Here is a 25,504-nt window from a genome sequence, read left to right as displayed (position 1 = left end):
GGGCCATCGTGCCTCCGCTGACGCGCTCCATAAGCCGGGAGAATTGAGCGCAAGTCTGTACGGGGCCACTCCGGCGATCAATGTTTTGCTCATTAAATCCAGGCAATTTGCAGGAATGACCGGATTTCGGCAAATATTGCCATTGATAGGCCGGTAAGTTTGGCGATTCCCGGGCTGGCCCGTGGCGGTGAGGGTCGGTACGTGCCCCCACCGCCACGGTGCGTCGCCGCACGTCGAGGCGGCCGTCAGCCGCTCCAGGCTACTTCTTCCCGGACACCGCTTTCTCGCTCTCGGCCCGGGCCGGGTCGAAATGACCGATCACCGCGTTCTCCACGTCCTTCGGCGGGATGACGGTCGCGGTCCCGGCGGCGCCGTTGGCTCCGCTCCATCCCTTGCCGCACGGGAGCGATTCGTTGAAGCCCTTGTGCCGGCTCTGGTGGGCCTGGACCTTCTTGTTGCCGACCTCGAACGCCCAGTCCGGCTGCAGGACGTGCGGGATCCCGGCCGTGCTGACGTACATCAGCTTGTCGGGCACGTAGACGGTGACGTTCTCGGCGCCCGCCTCCGCGAGCGCCTCGGCCAGCCGGTGCGCCTGCGACCCGATGAAGCACACCAGGGCGTACACGGTCCGCTTCTTGAGCTGCGCGCCGAACTTCGTCACCATCTCCTCGGCGAACGCCTTGAAGCTCATCCCGCCGATCCACGGCTCGCCGCTCTTGTGGAACCCGGCGTGGGCCAGGACGTAGATCGGCTCGCCGGCGACCAGCCCGCCGGTCGGCGTGGTGGCCGCCTTGGGGAACGTCACGTCGCGGCGCGTCAGATGACCCCTGATGGAAGGGTTGCCCTCCAGGAAGCCGACGTCCGTCCGGTAGGGGTCGGACAGCTCCATCGTGCCGTCGTGCGCGATGGCCGGTTCCGTCTCGATGATCCAGAGCATGGGCCCTCCCTCGGTGTACACCTCATGCCGTGCTTCCAGAGACGCGGGAGACCGGGCTGATACCGCGAAGCCCCGGTGTTCCGGCTTTCCGGCCGAGGTCAGCTCCTTTCCCTGATCGCGGCCTCGATGCGCAGCCCCGCCCCGACCACGGCCAGGGTGAGCAGCAGGATCTCCAGTTGCATCGGCATCGTGCCGAAGAGATAGAAGACGACCGGCACGCCCAGCAGCCCGGTGGCGATGGCCAGCGCCCCCCAGTTGCGCACGCTCCGCGCCTGGGCTCGGTCACGGTCCTCGGCATCGGGCATGGCGTCGCTCATCTCCTGTCGGGTCGATGCCCGGGAGGACCGGGACGGTGCGCGCCGTCCCGATCCTCACTGGACGAGGTCCTCGATGGCGCTCAGAGGGGCTTGCTGCTCAGCGTGGACTTCTTCTTGCACGAAGGGTTGGGGTAGTAGTAGGTGTTTCCGTTCTCGAGCAGGTGGCTTCGGTCCACCTTGCATTCCAGGGAGTGCCTGACGGGCTTCGAGGTGACGTATCGAACATCCTTGGGCGGATGGTTGTCGCTGCCCGTCTTCACCTTGAAGTCGAACCAGTACTCGGTCATCAGATAATGCTTGTATCTGGTGATGTCGCAGAACACGCCGGCCGCTCCGAGACATTCGGCCGTGATCAGGGCCTGTGGCTCCACCACCCTGAGGCTCGACTTGGTGCGCTTCTGCCCGGGATAGGTGGAGCACTTCTCGTTGGAGTCGCTGGAGTAGGTCAGCCCGAAATTGGGCGTGACCTGGCCCGCCGGATCCACGGAGAGCCCGGCGGTGGGCGTGACGATGGCCTTGGAAATGACGAAGCAGGCGCCGCCGAGATGCTTCAGCGTGAGACTGGCGGCCAGCTTCTTGGCGAATTCGGTGCCGTATCCGTAATAAGGGCTGTTCTTGGTCTTCGGTTCCAGCACGGTCGTGTTCTCGTAACTCAGCGAATTGCCTTCCTCGCCCACCTGGAACTCGCCGTACGGCAGGTCCCAGTCGTCGAGCCAGTGCGATTTCAGGATCGATCGCGCCACCCAGCCTTTCGCCCCGAGGTCGTCACGCTGTTCGCATTGCATGGTGTGCTTTTGCGAGTCCACCTTGCAGGGGAGAACGGGGCCCGTCGGCGTGTTCCCCGATCCCGCGCCGCAGGAGGCGGCGGTCGCGGCATGCAGGTTCAGGGAGCCCTCGACCTGTCCCGGGCAGGGGTCGCCGAAGTCGCTCGAGTCCTCCTCGCAGTCCAGCGGCGCCTCGATGATGGTGACGTTGCCGCACCGGTCGAAGACGAAGATGGAGATGGTGGGTTCGCTCGGCTCGACCTGCCCGGTGGTCCCGATCGGAGCCCTGGCCTGCCCGGCCGCGTCCGCCTCGATCGTCCAGTCCCGCTTGACGCTGACCGCCACGCGGACGGTGCCGTTCTCCCCGGCGTGCACGACGGCGTCGCCGAGGGTCACCGTGGAGCCCGTACGAGACAGCCCCTGGGCCGCAAGCGAGGCACGCTCATCCAGCAGCGTGCCGTTGAGCAGCGAGAGCTTGGCCGTGGCGGCGGCCTGGGGAGTGACGCCCGGCGCGTCCCAGATGTTGCCGGCCCGGCCCTCCAGCACGGCGTCCTGCGCCTCGAAGTACGCCTTCACCAGGTCGACATAGCCCTGGGCGCCCGACTCCGGCGTCGCGGCCTTCGTGTCCCTGGGGAACGGGTCGAGGACGCAGGGCGTCTCCTCACTCGGCGGTGGCGGAAGGGCCTTGGCCGTCGCGGTCGCCGCCTGCCAGCCGCTCGTGCCGAAGGCGGTCCTGGCGCGTACCTTCACGGTGTAGGTCATGTCGTTGACCAGGTCGCCGACCAGCGCGTACGGGTCCTTCACGGCCAGCGTCCTGACGGTCGCGCCGCCGCTGTCGGCGACCTCCACGTCATAGCCCTCCAGCATGGCGACGCTGCCGTTGCTCTCGGGCAGGCCCCAACTCGCCATCACGCTGGAGTCGCCGCCCTTCGCCTTCAGGTTGAGCACCTCGCTCGGCGGCCCGGCCGGCAGGTACGTGAGCGCCACGGACGGCTCGCCAAAGGTGATGACCTCGTCCTTGCCTGAGGTCACCAGCAGCCACTGGTACTCGCTGCCGGCGATGTCGGCCTCCGGGGCGCTCAGCGGAAGGTCGTACCTCGTGCCCGGCTCGACGTCGCCGGCCAGGTCGGAGCCCTTGGTCTCCCCGGTGACCCCGCTCTTCAGCGGTGCCACCGTGATCACCGCGTCCGCCGGGCAGGGTCCCGCCGGGCACGTGGGCGCCCCCAGCTTGAGCAGGCCCGTCGTCACCCCGGCTCCGTCGGGCAGTTCGCCGAGCTTGAGCCCGATGACCGTGGCCGTCCTCTCGGCGCCGGCGCCTCCCATCCGCAGGGCGGTCGCGTCCGCCAGGGGGCAGGGCGCACCGTCGCAGGCGGCCGGGTCGGTCCTGGCGGTCTTGATGAGGAAACCGTCCCTGCCCAGGGTCAGGTTCCTGCTGTCCTCCTGGGGAGGGGGCGGCGGCGTTCCCGGGGTCGTGAACGGGACCGCGACGGTCTTCGGGGTGCACACCTCGTCGATGCCCTCGTCGGCGGAAGGGTCGGCAGAGGGAGCGGCCGAGCGGGCGGCGGGCGCCGCGCCCTGCTGGACCTCCAGGTAGTCGAGGTAGAGGCCGAACCACGTGTCGTCGACGCCGACCTGGATGGTGTTGGCGCCCGCCTTGAGGTTCACGGTGGCGAGGTGGTCGGCCCAGGCGGACGACGCGTCGAGGGTGCGGACGGTCTCGCCGCCGTTGACGTCGAGCCAGATCGAACTGGAGGACAGATCGCTGGCGTAGCGGAGCCGGAGCGTCGCCGAGCCGGCGGTGGCGGCGTTCACGGTCCAGGTCACGGTGTCGTCGAAGCCGTCGCTCCACACCGCGGATCCCGATGCCCCGCCGGGGCCGTCGCTCACCTTGGTGAAGCCTGACAGGGCGGCGGCCTCGGCCTCGTACCTGCCCCCGCCCGGCGGGGGCGTCGGTGTCGGTGTCGGGGTGGGCGTAGGGGTGGGGCTGGGGGTGGGGTTCGTCGAGGTGCCGCCGGCCGGGCCGGTGGCGCAGGCGACCATCTGCCACTTGTACGTCCGCCCCGGCTGAACGGTGCCGACCGGGATCTGGAGCGAGGCGCGTTCCCCGCCGTTGGCCGCGCGTGTCCCGAGGGGCGCGGTGCCGACCGGCAGGTTCTGGTCGTCGTACAGGTAGTACTTCGCGGTGACGGGGCCGCCCGAGGGCCGGTTGACCATGCCCGACAGGATCGGCTGGGCCGGGTCCGCCATGCCGGTCTCCGTGTCGGAGGGCGGCATCGGCGCGTCCGAGGTGATCCGGTACGCCGGGCTCTCGTTGCAGGACGGCGGCGTGACGCCGCTGCGGCACGCCTTGACCACGAACTTGAAGCTCGCCGGGTTGTCCAGCGTGAACACCTTGTCCAGCGGGCGCCCGGACGGGATGCCGTTGTGCGTGGTGGTGCCGGGCACGCCGACCAGCGCGCGGATCTCGTCCGCGGTCAGCGCCCGCTGGTAGGCGTGCAGGTCGTCGACCGAGCCGTTGAGGTTGCCGGCGATAACCCGGCCGCGGCCGATCTCGAAGGCGCCGCGGGCGTTCCAGGTGACGGTGTGGGCGCGTTCGGCGGACAGCGTGCCGTCCACGTACAGGCGGATCCTGCCCGCGCTCTGGTCGTACTGCACGGCCACGTGGGTCCACTGACCGATCTTGGCCAGGTCCTTGGACTGGATCGGGACCTCGTGGATGCGGTCCGCGACGTCCTGGGTGATCATCGTGAAGTCCCACCGCTGGTCGTACTCCGGTGCGGTGGACGTCTCGTAGTTCAGGGCGAAGCCGGGCTGGTTGACGCCCATCTGGGACAGCACGGTCTGAGGTTCGCTGCTCTTGTCCAGCCGTACCCAGGTCGTCACGGTGAAGCTCTGGTTGGTGTTGAGCACCGGCTTGGCGGTGGCGGCGCGCCCGTTGCCGGTGAACGTCACCGCCTGGCCGAGCTGACCGGCCTCCCTGCCGTACGTGCCGGACAGGGTGGCGGGCAGATTCTTGCCGGAGGCGTCGGCGGCCGTGCTCCCGCCGGTCTCGTCCAGCTTCCAGTACGCCGCCTCCCCCGCGGGCAACTGGGCGGCCGGCGGCGTCATGGTGGAGTCGTTGACCGTGACCGTGTAGTCCAGGTTCGCGGTCTCGGCGACCCTGGATCCGTACGTCACCTTCACGTTCGTACTGCGGGCGATGGCGTCGTTGCCGCTGATCGAGTCGATCGACTCGGCGGAGACGGTGGGGATCTCCGGCGGCAGCACCCAGTCCACGCTCAGCTTGGGCACGTTCTGGCCGAACAACTGGGGCCAGAACGCGAAGGACTCCGAGTAGTAGCGGGGAATGGGGAGCTCATCGGTCAGGCTCAGCATCAGGCCGTGGTTCGCGGTCCCCGACGCCCACATCGCGGTCATCGCCGTGAGGTCCCAGCTCCAGACCGAGCCTTCCGTGTCCGGGAGGGCGCACGGGTCGATGGCGGAGCGGCCCTCGGAGGTGGTGGTGGGCTGGTTGCCCCAGAAGGTGTTGTCGGCCACCCACTTCTTGGTGATGCGCTGGGCCACGATCCCCTGGAACTCGCCGCAGTTGATGACGTCCTGGCGCAGCATGAGCTGCATCGTGGACCGGATCACCTGGCGGTTCGCGATCGAGGAGGTGTCGAACTGCATCAACGCCCGGTCCAGGGTGTCCCCGCTGGTCGCGTTCGACCGGCCCACGTAGCCGGGCGAGGACTGCCTCGTGGGGGACCTGACCCCCACCTCCTGGGTGATGCCCAGCGTGGTGGTGGGGTCGATGGTGACCGGATATCGGGTCGCGGGGTCGGCCAGCCAGGCGGCGTCCGGCTTGAGCACCAGCACCTTGCCGTCCACCTGGGCGCCGACCTGCCTCTCGCGGCCCGGCCGACCGGCTTCGGGCTCGGTCACGCCCGCGTCCCACATCCTCGGGACCGGCGCCGACAGCACGGTCTCGCCCTCGTGGTCGGTGAGCTTCAGGCCGCCTCGCCTGGTGGTGGCGAGGTCGAGCCCGTCGGTCTCCACGAGGATCCGGAACTCCACCGGGCCCGTGGGACGTTCGCGCAGCACGACGTCGTGGCGGAATCCGGCCGGGAGCGCCGTCACGACGAGATCGGCGCCCGGGCCGGCGGCGTCCCGGTACGTGGCCACGCTCCCCGCGACCTGCGGCCGGGGCAGGTCCTTGGCCCAGGACAGCGCCACCTGCTGCCCCTTCGCGCGCCGCAACGACGCGAACGGCCGATCGCCGCCCAGGGAGAAGGACACGTCCGCCAGGCCCACCTTGGGCTTGAGCACGCCGTCGCGCTCGACCAGCGTGGTGTCGATCCAGGCCCATGAGCCGTCGTCCTGCCTGCGCTGGGCGGGCCCTCCGTAGCTCTGGGTCGTGAGGTGCCCGTCAGGGAAGGCCCAGGTGCGCGACGTCTCCGTATAGGCCGGCTCCACGGGGACCGCGCCGCCGCGCCGCCGCGCCTCGGCCACGGCCGCGCGCAGGTCGGCGTCCGGATCCTCCGGCTTGGGGAATGTGGTGACCGAGGCGGCGGCGGACTCGGTCTCGGCCGCGGCGGGCACCGCACCGGCGGACGGCACGACGAGGATGGACGTGGTCAGCGCGGCGACGCAGGCCGCGGCGGCCCAACCGGGACGTCCGGGCCCGCGCCGGGGCGGGAGCGGCGCCCGATCCGGCGCCGCCAGAGGGTGATCTCCCGATAAGCGACGATCACGATCACGTCCGGGGATCGAGGGGAAAAGGGGCACCCATTCCTCCATGCGTTTCGAGGGTTCCCGGCCGGACGACCGGCCGGGCCGGGACAGCCTCATGAGCATGGAGGACGGTGCTGTCGAGATTGTCCGCGGATTATCGTGATCTTGCAGGGCCCGCCGCTGGCCGCATCCGGAAGGCGACGATCAGCGCGAGGACGACGACCCCGGCCATGGCCAGGAAGACGTCGGAGAAGGCGGCGCCCTCGTGGCCGGGGTACAGGGGGTTCAGGGCCGCGCCGCCGCCTTCCCGTCTCGCGGTCACCAGTACGCCGAACAGGGCCGGACCTGCGCCGGCACCGAGGAACTGGGCTCCCTGGAGGATCCCGAGGCCCACGCCCACCTGCTCGGCCGGCAGCGCGCTCGCCGCGGCGCTGATGATCGGCGTCATCACGAGGATGAAGCCGACACTGAGCCCGAAGATCCCGATCCCCGCGGGGAGCACCGACGTGCCCGACGCGAAGCTCGACAGGAACAGGGCGAACAGGCCGACGATCGTGAGGCCCGCCAGTACCAGGGAACGGGTGCCGATGCGGTCGGCGAGGCGGCCGATCAGCGGCGAGAGGGCGGCGACGGCGATCCCGGCCGGGATCATGACCAGGGCGCCCTGCCCCGGTTCGAGGCCGTTGACGTCGACCACCAGCAGCGAGACGAACACCAGGCCGCCGAGGTTGACGATCATGGCCAGGAACGCGACGACGACCGCGGCCGCGTAGACCCGGTTGGTGAACAGCGCGGGCGGCACGAACGGCTGCGCGACGCGGGCCGTACGCCATCCGAAGAGCGTGATCGCCACGACCGCGGCCACGAGGCTGCCCCAGGACGAGGGCGCGGCGAAGCCGGCGACCTGGGCCTGGGTCACGCCGAACAGGGCCAGCCCGGCGCCCAGCCCCAGCAGGATGCCGCCGGGAAGGTCGAACCGGCCCGCGCCCGCCGGGGGCTCGCCCGGCAGCACGCGCATCGCCGCGGGAAGCAGGGCCAGCGCGGCCACGAACATGAGCCAGAACAGCGCCGGCCACCCGAGGAACTGGCCGATGCCGCCGCCGACGGCCGGTCCGGCGGCGGTGCCGACACCGGTGGCCGCGGAGATGACGCCGATGCCCATCCCCCGCCTCTCCTTCGGCATCAGCCGGGTGACGGCGATGATCGAGAGCACGGGCAGCGCCGCCGCGCCCGCTCCCATGACGATCCGGCCCGCCACGAGCACGAGGAGGCCGGGGGCGAGCGCGCAGAGCAGGCTTCCGGCGGCATAGGTGACCAGGGCGAAGCCGAAGAGCCGCCGCAGGCTCACCCGGTCGGAGACGCGGCCGTAGAAGGGGACCCCGACCGAGAACATCAGCAGGAACCCGGTGACGATCCACGCGAGTTCCGCCTCGGAGGCGCCGAACTCCGCTCCGATCGACGGGAGGACGAGATTGACCATGTCGCTGGCGATGACGGTGACGAGCATCGCCGGCATGAGCACGGCCAGCAGGGCCCGCCCTGAGCCCGCTCGCCCGGTCGAGGTCGAGGTGAGTGCCATTCCAGGAGCCCTCCACGCGGCAGATACTGCCACCGTTGTAGTTACAGTTAGGGGAAAAGAAGGGCGGAGGGTCTGCCTCCGCCGTTCTTCGGCTAGCGATCCCGGGCCGCGAGCTCGCGCTCCCTGTCCTGCACCTGCCGGTGCAGGTGGGCGATGGTGGTCCGGCCGAGCCGCTCCTCCATGGCCTTTTCGGCGTCTCGGAACTCCGCTTCGAGCAGATCCTGCATGTGGCGCCCGACCGCGCACGCGTCGCTGGGCGGGTGGGCGTGCCGCGACAGGACCGGCCCCGCCTCGACGGCGGTGTAGGCGTCGTGGAGGGTGATCTCGCGTGCGGGACGGGCGAGGGACCAGCCGCCACCGCGCCCCTCGGTGGACCACACCAGGCCGGCGTCCCGCAGGTTGCCGAGGATGCGCCGCACGAGGACCGGGTTGCTCGCCAGGCTGTCCGCGATCTCCGCGGAGGTCAGCGAGTGGTCGTCCGAGCGGGCCAGCATGGTGAGCGCGTGAATCGCGACCGCGCTCCTGCTGCTGAGCCCCACCATGTCCCCCTCCCGGCGCCGACCGAACTGTAACGACAGTAGTTTCAGTTAAATCGCCGTGTCAATCCGCGCAGCGGAAATGATCGTTTCAAGCCACGCACCCGACGTCGCGCGTGCTACGGTTTGCCCTTCCACGACGGGCTTCGCCGAATGCCGGGCGGTCGCGACGTACTCCGACGGCCGATCCATGCGAGCCCCTCAGGTCCAGGAGGAACAGATGGCGGCGGAATCCACGCCGGCCGGAGCCAGACCACGCACGGCCCGCTTATGCCGCGATGACGCGTGCCGCCACGCCCTGGGGGCATGGCGATGATGCTGGCAGGCCGCTATTCGCTGATGTCACAGCTCGGGCAGGGCGGCATGGGCACGGTGTGGCTGGCCGTCGACGAACTGCTGCGCCAGCAGGTCGCGATCAAGGAAGTACGCCTGCCGCCCGACCTGGACGAGGCCGCCAGAAGAGACCTGACCGAACGGACCCTGCGCGAGGCCCGTGCCGCGGCGCGGCTGCGTTCTCATCCGTCGATCGTCACGGTGCACGACGTCGTCATGGACAGCGGCCGGCCGTGGATCGTGATGGAGCTGGTCAACGGCCGTTCCCTCGACCAGATCGTCCGCGATGACGGGCCGCTGCCACCCGCCCAGGTCGCCTGGATCGGGCGGCACGTGCTCGACGCGCTGGCCGCCGCGCACGCGATGGGGGTCCTGCACCGCGACGTCAAACCGGGCAACGTCCTGATCACCCAGGACGGACGCGTGCTGCTGACCGACTTCGGGATCGCCACCGTGGCAGGGGACGCCGCGCTGACCCAGACCGGCCTGCTGAACGGCTCCCCCGGCTACATCGCGCCGGAGCGGTTGCGCGGCGAGACCGACGGCCCGGAGGCCGATCTGTGGTCGCTGGGAGCCACCCTGTACGTGGCGGTGGAGGGCAGAAAAGCCCATACCGGCCCGAACGCGGCGGCCGTGATGGCCTCCGTTCTCATGCACGAGCCCGCGCCCCCTCAGCGTGCGGGCCCGCTCACGCCCGTGCTCGCCGCGCTGCTGGAAAAGGAGCCCCAGCGGCGCTGCACCCTCCAGCAGGCGTCGGCGTGGCTCGAGACGACGGCCCGGGGCGACGTCCCGGAGATCACCCGGCCCTCGGCGGGGCGGCCCGCGCCCACATGGCACCGGTTGGCCGTCGTGGGAGGCGCGGTGGTGGTCGCACTGTCCCTTGCGGTGGGTGCGGTGATCTGGGGGATCTCCCGCCCCGGCGCCCTCGGCGCGACCGGCGATCCGGGCCGGAGCACCCCCGCGTCGTCCGCGTCGTCCCCGCCGTCCGCGTCGTCCAAGACCACCACGCCGGCCGCGAAGCCGCTCTTCACCACCAAACTGCACTCATGCCGCGTGCTGACCGCCGCCCAGGTACGCACCCTGCTCGGCGGCGGCCTCGAAAGCGACCACCGCACCCGGGGGATATGCCAGTACAGAGGCGTCAACGGCTCCTACGCGACCGTCGCCGTCTACCCGGTCCCCACCCTCAAGGGAGCCAAGGCCAACTTCGCCGGCATCAAACAGACCTACCAGGACCTGCGGGACGAGCACCCGGACGTCACGTTCGCCCGGAAACCCGTGGTCGGTGAGGAGTCCTTCGCCTCCGTCCACCAGGAGAACGGCATGTACGTGGCCAACATGATCTTCCGCATGTCCAACGCCACGGTGAACCTCAGCTACTACGGCCGCCGATCGGGCACCGCAGCCCTCCAGCGCGCCGCCGCGTCCGTGGCCAAGGCGCTGGAGGCGCAGCGCCCGGCGGGCTGAGCCTCCTCACACCTTCGCGGGCGGGCTCTTCAGGACGCCCCCCAGGGCCAGCGCCAGCAGCCGGCGCGCGCTGCCGGGATCGCCCTCGGAGGCCAGGGAGATGGCGTTGGCCAGGGCGATGAGCTCGTGCGGCGCCACCTCCGCGCGCAGGACCTCCGCCTTCTCCGCGTCCGTGACCAGGCGCGCCGCCGCATCGTGGATCAGGCCGTGGCAACTGTCCTCCACGGCGATGGCGCCGCCGGGGCCCGACATCAGGGTCATCGCGAGCCCGCGGGTGGTCGTGGTGTAGGTCGTCAGCTCCTCGAGCCAGACGGCGAGCGCGTCGCGGGGGGCCAGGCCGTCGGCGAGCTCCCGGGCGCGCCGGCAGAGCCGTTCGACGCCCTCGTGGAACACCGCGTTGAGCAGCGCCTGCCGCGACGGGAAGTGCCGGTGCAGGGTGGCCGAGCCGACGCCCGCGCGGCGCGCGATCTCTTCGAGTGAGGCCTGTGCGCCGTCCCGTTCGATCACCTCCTCCGCGGCGTCGAGCAGCCGCTGGCGATTGCGCCGGCTGTCCGCCCGGCGTCCCGGACCTGCTGCGTTCATCGTTGCGCTCACCTTCATTGGACAAAACGGAGGGACCCCCCATATCGTAGCGCCCAGAGAAACGGGGTGCCCCTCCGTTTATGGGGCCGCTGGAGGTCGACGTGTCGGATTCATCGTTCGTGCTGGTCACGGGAGCGACCGGACGGCAGGGAGGCGCGACCGCGCGGGCGCTGCTCCGCGCGGGAACGGACGTCCACGCTCTCGTACGCGATCCCGCCTCGCCACGCGCACAGGAGATCGCCGCCCACGGCGCCACGCTCGTGACCGGCGACCTGGACGACCCGGCTTCGCTGCTAGCGGCGCTCGACGGCGCCCGAGGCGTGTTCTCGGTGCAGATGCCCGACTTCGCCGATCTCCTCGGCGACTCGGAGATGCGGCAGGCCCGCAATCTCGCCACCGCGGCGGAGAAGGCCGGCGTCGAACAGATCGTGCACACCTCGGTGTCGGGAGCGGGCAGCCGCGAACCCATCGACGAGAGGCGATGGGGCAGCCACATGAAGCACTACTGGCACAGCAAGGCCGCCGCCGAGCAGTCGATGCGGGACGCGGCGACCCGCTACACGACCATCCTGCGCCCGAGCACCTTCATGGAGAACCTCGTCTACCCGTCGTTCTACTACGCCGACGGGAAGCCGGACCATCTGCTGATCGCCATCGACCCCGAGGTCCCCCAGCCCTTCGTCGCCGTGGACGACATCGGCGCCACCGCCGCGGCCGCGTTCGCCGGCCCCGAGCGGTTCGACGGCGTGGAGCTGGAGCTGGCCGGCGACCTGCTGACCTTCCGCGAGGTGGCCGCGATCCTCTCCGACGTCCTGGGAAGGCCCGTCACCCTTCCCGCCGATCCGTCGGAGGCGCAGGCCGCGGGGCTGCTCAGCGCGTTCGTCGAGTCCCAGCGCTACATCAGCCTGCATCCCGCGCCGGCGCGTCCCGAGTTCGCCCACGCCCTCTCGATCCCGACGACGACCCTCGCCGACTGGGCCCGCGCCACCCTCTGAACGCGCCGCTCCCCACGGTCCCGACCCGTGCCGCGAAGAGCAGGGTGGCGACCGCACGCCCCGGGTCACCCCGGCAGGATGGTGAGAAAGACGTCGCCGTTGCCCGGGGCGTCCCCGCCCTCCGGTGTCCCGTAGGTCAGGCCGGTGATCGCCGGCCGGCCCGCGGGCGTGGCGGCGGCGTACAGGTTGGGCTCCGCGAAGGGGTCCACGGCGTCGTCGCGGGCCGTCCCGAGCTGGGCGGCCGCGCGCTGGGCGCCCTTGGCGTCCAGGCGCAGGGTCAGGGCGTCGGCCCCGCCGGCCTGCACCCCGACCCGGCCCCGGGTGTAGCCGGTGACCGCCACCTCCCCGCCGGGCAGCGCGGTGACGGCGGCGCCCTCGTCGGCCGAGGGCGTGGCGAGCGTGTGCTGCCAGCGCCGCTTGCCCTGGGCGGTGTAGGCGACGGTGAGGGCGTCGCCCGCGGCGGCTCCGGTGGTGACCCCCGTGGCGACGGCCAGGCCGGTCGTGGTGACGGTGACCGCGTTCAGCCGGTCGTCGCCGGCGCCTCCCGTGGTGGCGGCCCACTTCCTGGTGCCGTCCGCGGAGTAGGCGGCGATCCAGCCGTCCAGGCCGCCGAGCGCGGTGGTGCCGGGCAGGGCGGCGGTGGCGCTGCCGGTCAGGTAGAGGGTGGTGGCGTCGGCGGCGATGCCGGACGCCTTGTCCTCGCCGGGGCCGCCGTACTGGCGGATCCAGGTCAGCGTGCCGTCAGGGGCGAGGCGGGCGACGATGGCGTCCTTGTCGCCGGCGTTGGGGCCGTCGAGTGCCCCCTTGGTGTACCCGGCGACGTACGCGCCGCCGTCAGGGGCGGCGGTCAGGCCGTACAGGCGGTCGGCCGTGCCCGGGGCGCCGAACTGGGTGATCCACCGGACGTCCCCCTTCGCGTCGAGCCTGACGACGAACGCGTCGTCCGTGGCGTTCCCGGCGTGCCGGCCGTCCAGGTCGCCCTTGGTGTAGCCGGCCGCGAGCACGCCTCCGTCCGGCAGGGGCGCGACGCCGTAGAGGCGTTCGTCGGCCGCCGTGCCGATCTGCCTGGTCCAGCCTCCGGTACGGGTCAGCACGGCGTCCAGGCGACCGGCGTGCGGCTGTCCGTTCACCGGGCCACCGGCGGCGTACCCGATGGTCAGGGAGCCGTCGGCGTGGGCGGCGACGCCTCCGGCCCAGTCGGCGGCGGGCGTGCCGTGCAGCGGGGCGGGCAGGCCGGTCGGCGGCGTCGTGCTCAGGCCCGGCCCCAGCTCGGCCATGGCCTGCTCGAAGGCGGGCGTCCAGACCGTCCAGTCGTGGCCGCCGTCCATGACGCGGAGCTGGGCGGAGATCGCGGGCGAGCGCCTGGCGGCGTTGTACAGGGCGGCGGATTCGAGGTCGAGGTCGTGGCGGGCGTCGGCGGGGTCGGGGTTGGCGTACTCGTCGTCGCCGACCGCCACGAACAGCCGGACGGGCAGGTCCGCGTCCAGTCCGGGGAGCAGGGCCGGGTAGTTGAGCTCGCGGTAGACCTCCTCGGAGAACTTCGCGTCCCCCTTGCCGAAGGCCCCGTAGTCGCGTGCGGAGGAGGCGGACGGCGGCAACGGCGTGTAGACGGCGGGGCTGAGCACGGCGGCGGCGCCGAACAGGTCCTGGTGCGCGAGCGCGAACCGCAGCGCGCCCGCGCCGCCCATCGAGTAGCCGCCGACCAGGCGCGCCTGCCTGATCGGCGCCGTCCGGTACGTCGCGTCCACGTGCGCGATCAGGTCCCGGGTCAGCGCCGTCTCCACCGGGCGGCCGGGGAGGTCGTCGCCGGTGTGGCGCGAGTCCACGTACCAGTTGCCGCGCTCGTTCCAGGGGGCGTCCGGCATGACGGCGATGACCGGCGGGATCCGCTTGGTGCGGATCATGTCGTCGAGCGTCGTCTTCACGCGGGTCCACGCCTGCATGGTGTCGCCACGGCCGTGCAGGAGGTAGAGCACGGGATGGCGGGCCGTCCCCCGGTCGTAGCGGGCGGGCAGGTAGACGTTGTAGGCGATGTCCTCCCCCAGGGCCGGCGACGGCGCCGCGCCGGTCGTGAGCGTCCCGCCCGCCCGCGCGTCCGTCTCGCCGGGCGCGGCCGTCAGGCTGAGCGCGGCCACGACGGCGAGCGCGCCGGCGGCGATCCATCGGGGTAGGGGCATCGACACTCCTGTAAACGTTTACGGCATGCGTCTGCTGTTTCGGGAGAGTTTCATGGGGTTGGGGAAGCCGTGTCAACTGTGGGCAACGGCCCATAAGGGATTTCCGCGGCAGCCCGCCATGGGCGGGGTCGTCGCGTCGGGGTCGTCGGCCATCGACACGACCACCCGCGCGATGCACTGAAGCAGCGCCTCCGACCTGGCCGGGCACGGGTACGCCGCGGGCGCGAGGCCGTTGAGGACCAGGCCGCTGACGTACGTGTGCACCTGGAACGCGGGCCTGTCGGAGTGGTGGAGCAGCCGTGGCATCCGAGGCGTCAGGCCGCCCGGCGCGCCGAGCACCTCGTGTTCCCGCCGCACCCGGAGATCCCGCACGTCCGTGCCCTCGATCGGGATCCTGACCACGACCTCCCCGGCGTCGGTTGTAGTCACCGGTCAGCGCGGTGCCGGACGCGGCGAGCGCGTGCTCGTACAGGGATGGTGGCCGTGCACGGTGGAAGCGGTGGCGGAGGAGCGCGCGGCGGAAGAGTCCGTTCCTCCTGTCCCGTCGCCCGTGCCAGGGTCGCCGCCCGCTCTCCCTGCAACAGGACCGCAACGGGCGACGCCAGTCTTTGCAGGGTCAAAGACCTGTCTCTTTGGAGCAGAGGAGGACGAATGTCCAGGCCGACCCGTTCACCGGACTTGACCACATTCACCAGGCGGCATGCGCTGGTCGGAGGGGCAGCGATGCTGGCGTCGGCCGGGTTGCCGCCGGGCCAGGACCCGCGCCGGCGGGCGACCGCGGTGCGCGGGAGGATCGCCAACGACGGTCGCCACCAGGGTGACCGCATCCTGAGCGCGCTGTTCTTCGCCGGGCCGCCCAACCCGGTCACCAGGCAACATTTCTACGCCCGCACGCCCTTGGAGGAAGGCCGCTTGGACTGGACGGACCGCGCGGACATCGACTTCGCGGTGCAGCAGTTCGCCTCGGCCGGCCTCAACACGATGAAGCTCTCGTACTTCGGGCACCGCGGGGAGACCGACGCGTTCGCGCCGGCGTGGCTGTTCTCGCGGCAGCGCTGGGACGGCCCCGGGACCTACACGGAAGCGGAGCAGATTTCCCGGGTCGTGGAGCTGTTCGACACCGCCCGGCAACGAGACCTTCTCATCGCGCCGATGCTGGAGGTCTCGCCCGAGTTCAGGTTCTGGGAGGCGTTCCCGGCCGACCTCGACGGGCTCGTCGAACGTGCCGTCTGGCTGCTCGGCAACTTCGGCGACCAGCCCAACCACCTGAAGCTCTACGACGCCCTCGGCCAGGAACGCCACGTGATCTGGCTGATCGAGTCGATCCATGGTGGCCCGATCGACCCGCTGGTCTTCGCGGCCGGCTTCGACCGCGCCGCGGAGCTGATCCGCCGGCGGACCGGGCACCAGGTCGGCATGATCGTCGACCCGACCCCGCTGCCCGGGTTCGGCTCCCATGAGGGACCCGATCCGGCCGCGTTGCGGGACACCCCCAGCGTCCTGGCGGTCAACCCGTACAACATCACGTCGCAGAGCCTCGGCCCGCGCAAGCCTCAGGCCGCCATCACCGAGGACGAGCGGCTCGCCTATGCGCGCGGCATCCTGACCCGCTGGAACGACTCCGGGATCCCGTTCGTCGCCCCCGTCATCCCGGGCTTCGACGACAGGCACCTCCCCTTCCGGGACGACCCCGCCGTCTACGGATTCAACCTTCAGTGGCGGCAGCGTCAACGGGCTCTGGCGCTGGAGTTCGCCACGGCCGGGCTCTCCGTCGAGACCTGGAACGGTTACAGCGAGGCGCACGCCATCGTGCCGACCGTCGAAGACGGCGGCAACCACCTGCTGTGGTTGCGCGACATAGTGCTCGGCCTGCGCCGGCGTTGGCGGTAGAAACCGCCTTGACGTCACCGCCCCGCCGGGGCCATGCTGCGGGTCATGGAGTGCTTCGCCGCCGGGCGTCCCCGCCGCTGAGGGCCGCTCACCGCCGGCAACAGGCGTGAGCGGGCCGATCGATGCCCTTTTCCGTCCGGGTATCAAGCCCTCAGCCTGAAAGGCACACTTCCATGCGCATTCGCCCGTTCGTTCGGCCTGACCTGGCCCGAGTCACCGACCTCACCATCGAGACGTTCCGGCCGTTCTACGAGGAGCGGTTCCGTCCCCTGGTCGGCGAGGTGATCTTCGCCAACCAGCACGGCGACTGGCGTGACGACTACCGCGAGCAGGTCGCCGAGCTCCATGATCCGGCCCGGCACCGGTACGTCGCGGTCGCCGAATCGGAGGACGCCCTCGCCGGATACGTCGCCTGGGGCGTCGACCCGGCCCGCAGGAACGGCACGATCACCCACCTGGCCGTCTCGGCCCGGCACCGCCGGCATCACCTGGGCACCGCGCTCTGCGAGCACGCCTTCGCGGACATGCGGTCGCGGGGAGCCGACGTGGTCGAGATCGGCACCGGCGGCGACCCGTTCCACGCGCCCGCCAGAGCCCTCTACGAGCGGCTCGGGTGCGTCCCCCTTCCGGTGACCGTCTATTACCGGCAGCTCTAGCCGAACCGCTCCGCTTCGGGACGCACACATCGCGTCCCGGAGCGGCGCCGATTTTTGACGTTTTCTTGACGCCATGATCACGGGAATACGGCTCTTCGCCTCACTAGGGTGCATTCGTCTTGATGTTTCCTTGATGGAGGCTCTACGTGAGCGACGGCGACCAGCATGCGGCGATGCCGGGAACGGCACTGCAGCGGTGGCTGCTCAAGGGCTTGCAACGCCCCGAGGGCCTGGCGAGCCATCCGCCGAAGGACGAGACGCCCGGCCACCGCCACACGTGGTGGCAGGTGATGTGCCTGACAGGCGTGGACTACTTCTCCACCCTCGGCTACCAGCCGGGCATCGCCGCCCTCGCCGCCGGAGCGCTCAGCCCGGTCGCCACGCTGCTGCTGGTCGCGTTGACGCTGTTCGGCGCGCTGCCGACCTATCGGGCGGTGGCCGAGCAGAGCCCGAACGGGCTCGGCTCGCTGTCGATGCTGGAGCGCCTGATGCCGGGCTGGCGCGGCAAGCTGCTGGTGCTGTTCCTGCTGGGTTTCGTGGCCACCGCCTTCATCGTCACCATCACCCTGTCGGCGGCGGACGCCACCGCGCACATCCTGCACAACCCCTTCGTCCCGCGCTCCTGGGAGGGCGCGCAGGTGCCGGTCACGCTGCTGCTGATCGCGGCGCTGGGCGGGGTGTTCCTGGCGGGCTTCAGTGAGGCCATCTCCATCGCGGTCGTCCTGGTCGCCGTCTATCTCGTGCTCAACGTGGTCGTCGTGGTCACCGCCGTGCAGCGGGTGCTCGCCCATCCCGAGCAGGTGACCGGCTGGCAGAACGTCCTGGCCTCCGACTACTCCAGCCCGATCGCGATGGTGGCCGTCGCCCTGTACGTGATGCCGAAACTCGCCCTCGGCCTGTCCGGCTTCGAAACCGGCGTGGCCGTCATGCCGCTGATCAGGGGCGAGCTGGCCGAGCGGATCAAGGGCGCGCGCAAGCTGCTGACCACCGCCGCCCTCATCATGAGCGTCTTCCTGGTCACCTCCAGCTTCGCCACCACCGTGCTCATCCCCGCCGAGGAGTTCGCCGAGGGCGGCTCGGCCAACGGCCGCGCCCTGGCCTACCTCGCCCACCTGTACCTGGGCGACTGGTTCGGCACCGCGTACGACCTGTCCACCATCGCCATCCTGTGGTTCGCCGGCGCCTCGGCGCTGGCCGGGCTGCTCAACATCGTGCCGCGCTACCTGCCCCGCTACGGCATGGCGCCGGACTGGACCCGCGCCATCCGTCCCATGGTGCTGGTCTTCACCGTCATCGCCTTCCTCATCACCCTGGTCTTCGACGCCGAGGTCGAGGCCCAGGGCGGCGCCTACGCGACCGGCGTGCTGGCCCTGATCCTGTCGGCCGCCGTCGCGGTCACCCTGTCCGCCTGGACCATGGGCCGTGTCAAGGCGGCCGCGTTCTTCGGGCTCGTCACGCTGATCTTCGCCTACGCCACCGTGGCCAACATCATCGAACGGCCCGACGGCCTGGTGATCGCCCTGCTGTTCGTGCTGGCCATCGTGGTCATCTCGCTCATCTCCCGCGCCACCCGCTCGACCGAACTGCGCGTCACCCACATCAGCCTGGACGACCACGCCCGCCGCTTCATCAACGAGGCCGGCGAGATCTACCTCATCGCCAACGAACCCCACGGCCGCGACGCCAAGGAGTACGTCGACAAGGCCCGCGAGGCGTTCGAGCTGCACCGTCTCCGCACGAGCGAAGGTCTGATCTTCCTCGAGGTCACCATCCCCGACGCCTCCGAGTTCGCCGGCGAGCTCCGCGTGACCGGCGAGGAACGCCACGGCTTCCGCGTCCTGCGCATGCAGAGCACCACCGTCGCCAACTCGATCGCCGCCCTCCTCCTGCACCTGCGCGACCGGACCGGCAAGACCCCGCACGTGTACTTCCACTGGGCCGCCGAAGGCAATCCCATCGGAGCCCTGCTGCGCTACCTGGTCTTCGGCGGCGGCGACGTCCCGCCGCTGACCCGGGAAGTCCTCCGCCAGGCCGAACCCGACCCGGACCGCCGCCCCGTCGTCCACGTCGGCTGACGGCCACCGAGGACGACGATCGCGAAAAGGGTTTGCGCGGAGACCGCCGACTTGGATAGATCTTTGGCCCGACCCCTGCCGGCAGGAGCAAGGGGCCACGACACCGGAAGGAGGGATAAGCCCATGATCCCCCTGATCACCGCGCTTGTGTCCTCCCGGGGCGCGGACCGCGTCTGACCCCCGAGCGGACGGGCGCCTTCACCGGAGCGTGCCTTGACCGTGGAACAGAACGACCTGACCATACGCCCGATCACCGGGCGCGACGACCTCGACCTCTTCTCCCGGCTGCCCTATGCCCTCAACGAGGAGCTGGCGGACGACCTCGCCGCCGGGCGCCGCCACCCGCAATGGATGTGGGTCGCCCTGCGCGGCGACCGCCTGCTGGCCAGGGCCGCCTGGTGGGGCCGGGCCGGCGACGACACGCCGTTCCTCATGGACATCCTCGACCTCGACGACGGCGGCGCGGATCACGACCGCGTGGACGTCGGCGTGCGGCTGGTGCGGGCCGCCATGGCCGCGATCGTCCCGGCAGGCGCCCGCCCACCCGAGTACCTCCGCTTCGTCCCACCCGATTGGCGCGCGGCCGGGGCGGCCAGGCGCGTCGTCGAGGACCGAATCGCCGTGCTCGAACGGACCGGCGCCCACCTGTTGGTCGAACGACTGCGTCTGGAGTGGCGTCCCGGCACGCCGATCCCCGAGCCGAGCGGGCGCCTGGCGTTCCGGCCGGTCCGCGACACCGAGGAGATCCTCTCCCTGATGACGCTGGTCCTCGACGGGACGCTCGACGCGCACAGCCGTGACGACCTGGCCCGCATGCCCGCCCGCGCGGCGGCCGTCCGGCACTACGAGGACGAACTCGCCCACTACCGCAGCCCGCGCGACTGGTGGCGGGTCGCGTCGCTGCCGGACGGCGAGCCGGTGGGGTTCGTCACCCCGGCCCGCAACGACTACAACCCCATCATCGGCTACCTCGCCGTGCTGCCCGCGCACCGGGGCAACGGCTACATCGACGACATCCTCGCCGAAGGCACCCGCATCCTGGCCGCGCAGAACGTGCCGCGCATCCGGGCGGCCACGGACCTCGGCAACGTCCCCATGGCGAACGCCTTCCAGCGCGTCGGATACGTCAATTTCGAGCGCACGATCAACATGACCTGGAACTGAGCCGGGCCGCGGGCTCGCCCCGACTCCTGCGCGATGTCCGGATCTGTGGGCCAGTGGTCCTTGTGGACATCTCCCGCAACCCGCGAGGCTGATGGCGTGGGAGATGTGGTCGTGGCCGTCTACGACGGTGTGGTCCTGCTGGACGTCGCCGGTCCCGTGCAGGTGCTGCACGGGTCCGGCGGCTACCGGATCCGGCTCGCCTCGGTCGACGGGCAGCCGGTACGCACGGACATCGGTGCGCCCTTGGGTGTGGACCTGGCGCTGGACGAGGTCGAGGGCCCGGTCGGCACCTTGCTGGTGCCGGGTTACCCCCACCCCGACGGTGACCGCCCGGCCGAGCCGTTCCTGAGCCGGCTGCCCGAGCTCGCCCGGCGGGCGCGCCGGGTGGCCTCGGTGTGCACGGGGGCGTTGCTGCTGGCCGAGGCGGGGCTGCTGGACGGGCGGCGGGCCACCACGCACTGGGCCGCCTGCGCCGACCTGGCCTCCGGATTTCCGCGGGTAACCGTGGAACCCGACGCCATCTACGTACGGGACGGGCCCGTGGTGACCTCGGCCGGCGTCACCGCCGGAATCGACCTGGCGCTCGCCCTGGTCGAGGAGGACCACGGCCCGGACATCGCCCGGGCGGTGGCCAAGCACATGGTGGTGTTCCTGCAACGCCCTGGCGGCCAGTCGCAGTTCAGCGTCCGAGCGGCCGTCGCCACGCCGCGCCACCCCGCGCTGCGCCGGCTCCTGGACGCGATCGCGGCCGAACCGGCGGCCGGCCACACCCTCGCCGCGATGGCCGGCCGCGCCGCGGTGAGCGAACGTCACCTGACCCGGCTGTTCCGCAGCGAGCTCGGCCTCACCCCCGGCCAGTACGTCGAGCGGATCCGGGTCGAAGCCGCGCAGACCCTCCTGGAGACCAGCGCGGCCGGGGTGGACTCGATCGCCCGCGATTGCGGCTTCGGCTCCGACGAGACGATGCGCCGGGCGTTCTTGCAGGTCCTGGGCACGACCCCGACCGCCTACCGCCGGCGATTCCGCGCCACCTCCCACACCGGCCCCTGATGTGACCGTCGCGAAGGAGATCGCATGAACCCGTCCCTGCCCCGCCGTACCTTACTGGCCGGGCTCGCCGGCGCGGCCGCCCTGACAGCCGCGCCGCCCCCCGCGTCCGGCGAGACCGGCGAGACCACCGCGTCCGGTGACCTGTCCTTTCCCGCCACGCCTATCGCCCGGGAGGCCCACCGGCTGGTCGGCGACGCGCAGGAGCCCTACCTGCGCAACCACAGCCTGCGCAGCTTCCTGTTCGGCCGGGCCGCCGCCGCACAGGCCGGCCGCCGGCCCGGCCGGGACTACGACGCCGAGGTCATGTTCCTCATCTGCGTCCTGCACGACATGGGACTGACCACCCGTGCCGACACCGGCCAGCGGTTCGAACTCGACGGCGCCGACTTCGCCGCCCGGTTCCTGGAGGAGCGCGGCATCACCGACCGCCGCGTCGACACCGTGTGGGACGGCATCGCCCTGCACACCTCGTACGGCCTGCACCGCTCGCCGGTGTTCACCCGCCGCCGTCCGCCGGAGATCACGATCGCCCAGGACGGCATCGGCATCGACCTGACCGGCGGCCCCGACGCCCTGCCCGCCGGCTACGCCGACCGCGTACACGCGGCCTATCCCCGCCACGGGGGCGCCCGCGCGCTGACCGGCGCCATCGTCGCCCAGGGCCTCGCCGACCCGCGCAAGGCGCCGCCGATGACGCTGCCCGGCGAGGTCCTGCACCAGCGGCACCCCGAGCTCCCCTACGTCACCTGGGAGAGCATCCTCGACGCCGGCGGCTGGGACGACTGATGACGAGCGTGCCCCGGCTCGCACCGTGGCGACCATCCCCGGCCCTGACCGCCCTCCCCAAGGAGACCACGTGAACGACACCTTCGGTGATCTGCCGTTCCCCCGCACCGAGCTGGCCCTGGCCGCCATGCGTTTCGCCCGCGACATCGAGGACCGGGCGATCTTCAACCACAGCATGCGGACCTATCTCTACGCACGCTTCCTCGGCGAGCAGGAAGGTCTGCGCCCCGGCCACGACTACGACGACGAGCTGCTCTTCCTGGGCTGCGTCCTGCACGATGCCGGGCTCAGCGACCACGGCAACGGCGATCAGACCTTCGAGCTCGACGGCGCCGACCTGGCCACCCGCTTCCTCATCGAGCACGGGCTGGCACCGGAGAAGGCGGAGATCGTCTGGGACGCCATCGCCCTGCACCTGTACTCCGCGATCGCCGGGCGCAAGCGGCCCGAGATCGCACTGGTGACGGCCGGAGCGGGTTTCGACCTCGGCCCCAGCGGGCCGCACACCCTTCCCGCCGGCTACGCCGACCGCGTCCATGCCGTGTTCCCGCGCCTGCACGCCGCGGCCGTGCTCAAGGACGCGATCGTCGGTCAGGCGCTCGGCAAGCCGCACAAGGCGCCGCCGTTCACCATGCCCGGTGAGCTCCTGCGCCAGCGGACCCAGGAGACCTGGCCGACCTGGGAGCAGCTCATGACCCTGGACCCCACCTGGCACGACTACGACGGCTACCAACCGGCCGCCACGTCCTGAACGCGGTTCGCGAGCATCGGAGACACAGGTGGGCACAAGCGAAATCGTGCTGATGGGGACGTTGGCCGTGGCGATGTTCAACGTGGGGTCATCTGGCTCACACAGGTCGTGGTCCATCCCGTCTGGGCGCTGGTCGGCGCCTCAGAATGGAGCGCGTACCACGAGGCCCCCAAGCGGCGCCTGCCGGGTACGGCGTTCGTCCCGCACGGACTGGCCATGCTGGGCGCCCTGTCGCTCATCCTCCTGCGGCCTGCCTATATGCCGGGCTGGGCCGTCTGGCTCGCGCTCACCATCGAGGCGGTCATGCTGGCCGCGACCGCGGCGTACTGGGCGCCGCTCCAGTTCCGCCTCAGCCGTCGAAACGACCACCGGCTGCTGCGCCTGCTGCTGGCCACGCACTGGATCCGGGTGGGGTTGGTCACCGCGTTCGGCGCGCTGCTGTGCTGGATGGTCACGCTCGCGTTCGGTTAACCTGCGGGTGCCGCTCGGTCCGGCCGTGTTTGCCAGGGCGGTGATCAGGGCGGCCCTCCGTCCGCCCGGCCACGGCACCGCCGACGGCACCGCTGACGGCACCGTCGCGGTCAGGCGAGCGCCGGCCCATCGTCACCCGCGGTCACGCTCACCGCGGCCGCCATGGTGGAGCAGGCCGGCCAGCCAGCGGTCGATCACGCTGGGCCAGTCGGTGTGCAGCGCTTCCTCGTGACTCATCTCGAACCGTTCGTCCGGGAATCGCCGGCCGCCGGGCCTGCCGACCTCCAGCGTCACTTCCAGGCCGGAGGAGCTGGAGACGAACGCCAGCCCCACCTCGTGCACGGCGCCCGTGTGCCGGCTGGACGGATAGAACTCGATCTTCTGGTGGAACGGCAGCTCCTGATGCCCGCCGTTCAGGCGGCCCGCGTGCAGAACCGCGCATTTGAAGGGGAACCCGAGTCGCGCGAAGGCCCGCAGGACGAGGAGTTGCGAAGGCACCGGCCTGACCGCGACCTGGTGCAGGTCGCCCTTGTCGACGGCCGTGGCGGTCGCCACCTCGGTACGCACGCCCAGCGCCATGCCGGTCAGGTGCCGGCCGCCGATCTCGCTGATCGGCGTCTCCCACGGGACGGCGACCTGGAACTGGATCGCCCGTTCGTCTCCCTGACACAGCGGGACCGGCCCGGAGATCCGGGTCCGCGAGAACTCCTCGCCTCCGCCCGGATCACCCACGCCCCGCGCCGGCCAGAGCGGGGCGACCAGGCAGAGACCGATGTGGTCGATCTCGGCGTCGACCTCACCGCCCTTCAGCCGGATTTCGCCGGACAGCGTGCCACCAGGCTGCGTCCGCGAGACGACCAGGGAGGTGGCCGCCGAAGGCGCACCCGCGCCGAAGGCATCGCACATCCGTTTGAAGGCCACGGTCGATCTCCCCGCCTCGAAGGGTTCGCGTCACTTGCCGCTTGAACGAGCGAGGGGCGAGCCGGGTTCCGGCGGTCATGACATCCTGTCTTTTTCATCCGGGAACCCGCCGGCGCGACCTGGCGTGGTCACCAGGTCACCGGGAGGCGGTGGACGCCGTAGATGTCCATGCCGTCGCGCATCGGCACCTCCTCCGGCGCCACCGCCAGCCGGAGCGACGGAAAGCGGGCGGCCAGCGCGGGCAGGGCGGCGCGCATCTCGACGCGGGCCAGTTGCTGGCCGAGGCACTGGTGGACGCCGTGGCCGAAGGACAGGTGGCCGGTGGCGTCGCGGGTCAGGTCGAGCACGTCGGGGTCCGGGTAGCGCCGGGGGTCGCGGTTGGCGGCCTGCAGCGCCAGCGCGACGGTCTCCCCCGCCCTGATCACCTGACCGTCCAGCTCGACGTCCTCCAGCGCGGCCCTGGCGCCGGTGTGGGTGATGGTCAGGAACCGCATCAGCTCCTCCACCGCCTTCCCGGCGAGGGCCGGGTCCGCGCGCAGCAGGGCGAACTGGCCGGGGTGCTCCAGCAGCGCGAACGTGCCCAGCGCGATCATGTTGGTGGTGGTGTCGAGCCCGGCGCCCAGCAGGAAGCCGCCGATGCCGCTCAGCTCCTCGTCCGACAGATCTGTGGTGGTCAGGTCGCTGAGCAGGTCGTCGGTGGGATGGGCGCGCTTGGCGGTGACGAGGTCGCCGATGTAGCGGCCGACCTCCGTGTAGGCGGCGAACTGCTCCTCCGCCGTCGCGCCCTCGCTCACCGTGGCGGCCAGGCTCTGGAACCGGTCGCGCTCGGCGTACGGCACGCCGAGCAGCTCGCAGATCATCACGGCGGGCACGGGCCGGGCGAACGCCTCGACCAGGTCGGCGCCGGGCCCCTTGGCCTCCATCGTGTCCAGGTGCGCAGCGGTGATGGCCTCGGCCCGTTCGGTGAGCAGGTTCATCCGCCGCACGGTGAACTTGCCGGCGAGCAGCTTGCGGTAGCGGGTGTGCTCCGGGGCGTCGATCCCGGTCAGGTCGCCGGTCGGCGCGGACGGCATCGGCCCGGCGTCGGCAAGGGGGTAGTGCTGCAGTTCGTAGCGGGAGCTGAAGCGGGGGTCGGCGAGCAGGGCGCGGACCAGGCCGTGGCCGAGGGCCAGCCAGCCGTGGTGGCCGTCGGGGAAGACCAGGCGTCGCAGCGGCTGCTCGGCGCGGAGCCGGGCCAGCTCGGCGGGCGGGTCGTAGGGGCGGCCCGCCGGACGGGTGCGGGGAAGGGCGGCCAAGGGCTCGGTCATGTCGACTCCTCTCGTCGCACAGTGTGCACTTGA

20 protein-coding genes are annotated in these 25,504 nt (G+C 71.4%); 10 read left to right on the top strand and 10 right to left on the bottom strand.

Going from position 1 to position 25,504, the window contains the following annotated elements:
- Positions 1–259: 259 nt before the first annotated feature.
- From AB0I15_RS36695 to AB0I15_RS36675, 5 genes are all read right to left on the bottom strand, one after another.
- On the bottom strand, positions 260–937 hold the full coding sequence (locus AB0I15_RS36695; RefSeq protein WP_358106045.1) for a hypothetical protein: 678 nt from the start codon (positions 935–937) through the stop codon (positions 260–262).
- 98 nt (positions 938–1,035) lie between these two features.
- Entirely contained in the window at positions 1,036–1,254 is a 219-nt protein-coding gene (locus AB0I15_RS36690; RefSeq protein WP_358106042.1) for a hypothetical protein, read from the bottom strand.
- A gap of 80 nt (positions 1,255–1,334) precedes the next feature.
- Positions 1,335–6,617, bottom strand: coding sequence for a LamG-like jellyroll fold domain-containing protein (locus AB0I15_RS36685; RefSeq protein WP_358106039.1), 5,283 nt, complete (start codon positions 6,615–6,617; stop codon positions 1,335–1,337).
- A gap of 268 nt (positions 6,618–6,885) precedes the next feature.
- Entirely contained in the window at positions 6,886–8,310 is a 1,425-nt protein-coding gene (locus AB0I15_RS36680) for an MFS transporter (protein WP_358106036.1), read from the bottom strand.
- Between the two features lie 92 nt (positions 8,311–8,402).
- Positions 8,403–8,852, bottom strand: coding sequence for an Rrf2 family transcriptional regulator (locus AB0I15_RS36675; protein ID WP_358106033.1), 450 nt, complete (start codon positions 8,850–8,852; stop codon positions 8,403–8,405).
- A 300-nt stretch (positions 8,853–9,152) separates the two neighbouring features.
- Between AB0I15_RS36675 and AB0I15_RS36670 the strand changes: the two genes are divergently transcribed.
- Positions 9,153–10,646, top strand: coding sequence for a serine/threonine-protein kinase (locus AB0I15_RS36670; protein ID WP_358106030.1), 1,494 nt, complete (start codon positions 9,153–9,155; stop codon positions 10,644–10,646).
- Between the two features lie 6 nt (positions 10,647–10,652).
- Here AB0I15_RS36670 and AB0I15_RS36665 read toward each other — a convergent pair whose 3' ends face one another.
- A complete protein-coding gene (locus AB0I15_RS36665; RefSeq protein WP_358106027.1) occupies positions 10,653–11,228 on the bottom strand; it encodes a helix-turn-helix domain-containing protein in 576 nt (191 codons plus the stop codon).
- Positions 11,229–11,329: 101 nt separating this feature from the next.
- Between AB0I15_RS36665 and AB0I15_RS36660 the strand changes: the two genes are divergently transcribed.
- Positions 11,330–12,223, top strand: a complete 894-nt coding sequence (locus tag AB0I15_RS36660; protein WP_358106024.1) for an NmrA/HSCARG family protein — start codon at positions 11,330–11,332, stop codon at positions 12,221–12,223.
- Positions 12,224–12,288: 65 nt separating this feature from the next.
- Here AB0I15_RS36660 and AB0I15_RS36655 read toward each other — a convergent pair whose 3' ends face one another.
- Together AB0I15_RS36655 and AB0I15_RS36650 are read right to left on the bottom strand one after the other, a co-directional pair.
- On the bottom strand, positions 12,289–14,400 hold the full coding sequence (locus AB0I15_RS36655) for an alpha/beta hydrolase-fold protein (protein ID WP_358106022.1): 2,112 nt from the start codon (positions 14,398–14,400) through the stop codon (positions 12,289–12,291).
- Between the two features lie 72 nt (positions 14,401–14,472).
- Positions 14,473–14,829, bottom strand: coding sequence for a hypothetical protein (locus tag AB0I15_RS36650; RefSeq protein ID WP_358106019.1), 357 nt, complete (start codon positions 14,827–14,829; stop codon positions 14,473–14,475).
- Between the two features lie 294 nt (positions 14,830–15,123).
- Between AB0I15_RS36650 and AB0I15_RS36645 the strand changes: the two genes are divergently transcribed.
- The 8 genes from AB0I15_RS36645 to AB0I15_RS36610 all read left to right on the top strand — a co-directional run bounded on the left by AB0I15_RS36645 (position 15,124) and on the right by AB0I15_RS36610 (position 23,243).
- Entirely contained in the window at positions 15,124–16,290 is a 1,167-nt protein-coding gene (locus tag AB0I15_RS36645; RefSeq protein WP_358106017.1) for a hypothetical protein, read from the top strand.
- A gap of 173 nt (positions 16,291–16,463) precedes the next feature.
- Positions 16,464–16,946, top strand: coding sequence for a GNAT family N-acetyltransferase (locus tag AB0I15_RS36640; RefSeq protein WP_358106014.1), 483 nt, complete (start codon positions 16,464–16,466; stop codon positions 16,944–16,946).
- A 146-nt stretch (positions 16,947–17,092) separates the two neighbouring features.
- Positions 17,093–19,021: an amino acid transporter gene (locus AB0I15_RS36635; protein ID WP_358106011.1), complete on the top strand. Its 1,929-nt coding sequence runs from the start codon at positions 17,093–17,095 to the stop codon at positions 19,019–19,021.
- Between the two features lie 213 nt (positions 19,022–19,234).
- Positions 19,235–20,185 carry a GNAT family N-acetyltransferase gene (locus tag AB0I15_RS36630; protein WP_358106009.1) on the top strand — a complete coding sequence of 317 codons (951 nt, stop codon included), beginning with the start codon at positions 19,235–19,237 and terminating at the stop codon, positions 20,183–20,185.
- A 96-nt stretch (positions 20,186–20,281) separates the two neighbouring features.
- Complete coding sequence (locus AB0I15_RS36625) at positions 20,282–21,235, top strand: DJ-1/PfpI family protein (protein ID WP_358106006.1); 954 nt, start codon at positions 20,282–20,284, stop codon at positions 21,233–21,235.
- Between the two features lie 24 nt (positions 21,236–21,259).
- Positions 21,260–22,021: a hypothetical protein gene (locus AB0I15_RS36620; protein ID WP_358106003.1), complete on the top strand. Its 762-nt coding sequence runs from the start codon at positions 21,260–21,262 to the stop codon at positions 22,019–22,021.
- 70 nt (positions 22,022–22,091) lie between these two features.
- Positions 22,092–22,772, top strand: a complete 681-nt coding sequence (locus AB0I15_RS36615) for an HD domain-containing protein (RefSeq protein WP_358106001.1) — start codon at positions 22,092–22,094, stop codon at positions 22,770–22,772.
- Positions 22,773–22,880: 108 nt separating this feature from the next.
- Entirely contained in the window at positions 22,881–23,243 is a 363-nt protein-coding gene (locus tag AB0I15_RS36610; RefSeq protein ID WP_358105998.1) for a hypothetical protein, read from the top strand.
- 132 nt (positions 23,244–23,375) lie between these two features.
- On the opposite strand, the gene AB0I15_RS36605 is transcribed toward AB0I15_RS36610, so the two are convergent.
- Both AB0I15_RS36605 and AB0I15_RS36600 read right to left on the bottom strand, forming a co-directional pair.
- Positions 23,376–24,164 (bottom strand): sporulation protein, encoded by a 789-nt coding sequence (locus tag AB0I15_RS36605; protein WP_358105995.1) that lies wholly within the window; start codon positions 24,162–24,164, stop codon positions 23,376–23,378.
- A 128-nt stretch (positions 24,165–24,292) separates the two neighbouring features.
- Complete coding sequence (locus tag AB0I15_RS36600; RefSeq protein ID WP_358105992.1) at positions 24,293–25,471, bottom strand: cytochrome P450; 1,179 nt, start codon at positions 25,469–25,471, stop codon at positions 24,293–24,295.
- Positions 25,472–25,504: the final 33 nt, after the last annotated feature.

The organism is Nonomuraea sp. NPDC050643 (genome assembly GCF_040654715.1).
In the GTDB taxonomy this organism is placed as follows: Bacteria; Actinomycetota; Actinomycetes; order Streptosporangiales; family Streptosporangiaceae; genus Nonomuraea.
The sequence above is the reverse complement of the archived record's forward strand: the minus strand, read 5'-3'. Positions and strand labels throughout refer to the sequence as shown.

Bases quoted from the DNA above. Each gene is read 5' to 3' on its own strand.
- AB0I15_RS36695 (WP_358106045.1), bottom strand. From the start codon at position 937: ATGCTCTGGATCATCGAGACGGAACCGGCCATCGCGCACGACGGCACG.
- AB0I15_RS36690 (WP_358106042.1), bottom strand. From the start codon at position 1,254: ATGAGCGACGCCATGCCCGATGCCGAGGACCGTGACCGAGCCCAGGCG.
- AB0I15_RS36680 (WP_358106036.1), bottom strand. From the start codon at position 8,310: ATGGCACTCACCTCGACCTCGACCGGGCGAGCGGGCTCAGGGCGGGCC.
- AB0I15_RS36675 (WP_358106033.1), bottom strand. From the start codon at position 8,852: ATGGTGGGGCTCAGCAGCAGGAGCGCGGTCGCGATTCACGCGCTCACC.
- AB0I15_RS36670 (WP_358106030.1), top strand. From the start codon at position 9,153: ATGGCGATGATGCTGGCAGGCCGCTATTCGCTGATGTCACAGCTCGGG.
- AB0I15_RS36665 (WP_358106027.1), bottom strand. From the start codon at position 11,228: ATGAACGCAGCAGGTCCGGGACGCCGGGCGGACAGCCGGCGCAATCGC.
- AB0I15_RS36655 (WP_358106022.1), bottom strand. From the start codon at position 14,400: ATGCCCCTACCCCGATGGATCGCCGCCGGCGCGCTCGCCGTCGTGGCC.
- AB0I15_RS36645 (WP_358106017.1), top strand. From the start codon at position 15,124: ATGCTGGCGTCGGCCGGGTTGCCGCCGGGCCAGGACCCGCGCCGGCGG.
- AB0I15_RS36640 (WP_358106014.1), top strand. From the start codon at position 16,464: ATGCGCATTCGCCCGTTCGTTCGGCCTGACCTGGCCCGAGTCACCGAC.
- AB0I15_RS36620 (WP_358106003.1), top strand. From the start codon at position 21,260: ATGAACCCGTCCCTGCCCCGCCGTACCTTACTGGCCGGGCTCGCCGGC.
- AB0I15_RS36600 (WP_358105992.1), bottom strand. From the start codon at position 25,471: ATGACCGAGCCCTTGGCCGCCCTTCCCCGCACCCGTCCGGCGGGCCGC.